The organism is Streptomyces sp. NPDC020192, assembly GCF_044388685.1.
Classification (GTDB): domain Bacteria; phylum Actinomycetota; class Actinomycetes; order Streptomycetales; family Streptomycetaceae; genus Streptomyces.
The window spans coordinates 1-2,371 of sequence record NZ_JBIRXG010000109.1 but is presented as its reverse complement, the minus strand read 5'-3'; the positions used below and the strand labels follow the sequence as shown (position 1 = coordinate 2,371).

Annotated in this window: 1 protein-coding gene; it reads right to left on the bottom strand. The window is 73.1% G+C overall.

What is annotated here, in order from left to right; all coding sequences use genetic code 11:
* A partial coding sequence (locus ACH47Z_RS47045) for a polyketide synthase dehydratase domain-containing protein (RefSeq protein WP_399086772.1) occupies positions 1–2,371 on the bottom strand: 2,371 nt, incomplete at both ends.

Sequence of the window (2,371 nt, the reverse complement as noted above, 5' to 3'; positions counted from 1 at the left end):
CTTGCGGTGCCGTAGACCTCGGCGCCCCACAGGCGGGCGAGCTGGACGGCGGCCATGCCGACCCCGCCGGCCGCGGCGTGGACGAGGACGGACTCCCCGGCCCGCAGACCGCCGAGGTCGCGCAGGCCGTAGTACGCGGTGAGAAAGACAACAGGCACGGCAGCCGCCCGCTCGAACGACCACTCCTCCGGAATTCGTACGACGGTACGGTAATCGACCACCGCGACCGGCCCGAAGGACTCGGGCATCAGCCCCACGACCCGGTCGCCCGCGGCGAACTCGGTGACGCCGGGCCCCACTTCCACCACGACTCCGGCGCCCTCGCTGCCCATCGTGGCCTCGCCCGGATACATGCCGAGGGCGATCAGGACATCCCGGAAGTTGAGCCCGGCGGCTCGAACCGCGACACGTATCCGGCCCGGTTCCAACGGTTGTGCCGCCGCGGTGCTCGGAAGCAGCGCGAGACCTTCCAGAGTGCCCGAGCTACGCGTGTCCAACCGCCAGTCGGAGCCGTCGGCCGGGAGCGCGAGCGCACCGGCCGCCGTGCCGCGCGCAAGGCGAGGAGCGAGCAAAGCACCGTTGCGGATGGCCAGTTGGGGATCGTCACCTGTCGCAGCGGCGGCCAGCGCGGCGGCGGAGGCCTCCGAACCGTCGCTGTCGACCAGTACGAACCGCCCTGGATTCTCCGCCTGTGCGGAACGGATGAGCCCCCAGAGCGGAGCCGACACCAGGTCGCTCACCTCGTCGCCGGGCAGCGCGGCCACCGCGCCCCGGGTGAGAACGACCAGGCGCGAGGACGCGAACCGCTCGTCACCGAGCCAGGACTGCACCGAGCGCAGCAGGTCGTACGCGGTACGGCGGACCCCCGCCGCGATGTCGGCCGCGTCGGTGCCGGCGTCGACGCAGGACAGGAGAACCACGTCGGGCACGGTGGCCGAGTCGTCCAGCACCTCGGTCAGCGGAACAGGCATGACCGAGCTCTCGGCAGCGGCCGGCACCCGGACCCATTCGATGCGGTAGAGGGACTCCAAGGCGTTGCCCGACGGCTGCCGAAGCTGCTCGGCGGAGAGCGGACGCGACACCAGGGCGCGTACGGAGGCCACCGGGCGCCCGGTGCTGTCGGCGAGCGACACGCTCAGGGAGTCGGCACCGGCCGGCGAGATCCGGACGCGGAGCGCGCCCGCGCCCACCGCGTCCAGCGTGACGCCGCTCCACACGAACGGCAGCCGAACCTGCCCGCCCCAGCCTACCAGGTCGAGCAGCGCCGCGTGCAGGGCCGCGTCGAGCAGCGCGGGGTGGAGACCGTATGCGACGGCTTCCTCCCGCACCGGCTCCGGCAGCGCGACCTCGGCGTAGAGGTCGTCGCCGAGCCGCCAGGCGGCCCGCAGGCCCTGGAACGCGGGCCCATACCCATATCCGGCGTCCGCGGCCCGCGCGTAGAAGTCGGCCACGGCGAGGGCTTCGGCTCCGACAGGAGGCCAGACCGCCTCGGGGGCCGTGTCGTCGGCACGGCCGGACCCGTCCGCGACGGCGAGCACGGCACGCGCGTGCCGCGTCCACAGGACGTCGTCTCCGCCGTCCTCCGGACGCGCGTACACGCCCAGCTCACGGCGGCCCTGCGCGTCGGGAGCGCCCAGGGCGAGCTGGAGCCGCACCGCCCCGCGCTCGGGCAGGACGAGCGGGGCTTCGAGCGTGAGCTCGTCGACCAGGTCGCAGCCGACCTCGTCCCCGGCACGCAGCGCCAGCTCGACAAAGGCCGCACCGGGCAGCAGGACCGTCCCGGCCACCGCGTGATCCGCGAGCCACGGCAGCGCCTCCCGGGACAGCCGCCCGGTCAGCAGGGCACCGTCTTCCGTCGCCAGCCGCACCGCAGCGCCGAGCAACGGATGACCGGCACCCTCCAGCCCCAGTACGGACACATCGCCGGACGTCCGGCTCGTGGGCTCCAGCCAGTAACGCTCCCGCTGGAACGCGTACGTGGGCAGATCCAGGTGCCGCGAGGGGCGCCCGCCCAGCATCTCGAGCCAGTCGACCCGCACCCCGCGCACCCACGCCATCGCGAGCGAGGTGACGAACCGCTCCAGCCCGCCCTCGTCCCGCCGCAGCGTGCCGACGACCACGGCCTCGCGCTCCACCGCACCGACCGTCTCCTCGACGGCCATGGTGAGCACCGGGTGCGCGGTGGCCTCGAGGAACGCGTTGTGATCGTCCCCGAGGAGAACGCGGATCGTCTCTTCGAAGCGGACGGTTTGGCGGAGGTTGGTGTACCAGTAGTTGGCGTTGAGTGTGGTGCCGTCGATGGGTTCGGTGGTGACGGTGGAGTAGAGGGGGATGGTGGTGGGTTGGGGGGTGATGCCGTGGGCGGCGTTGA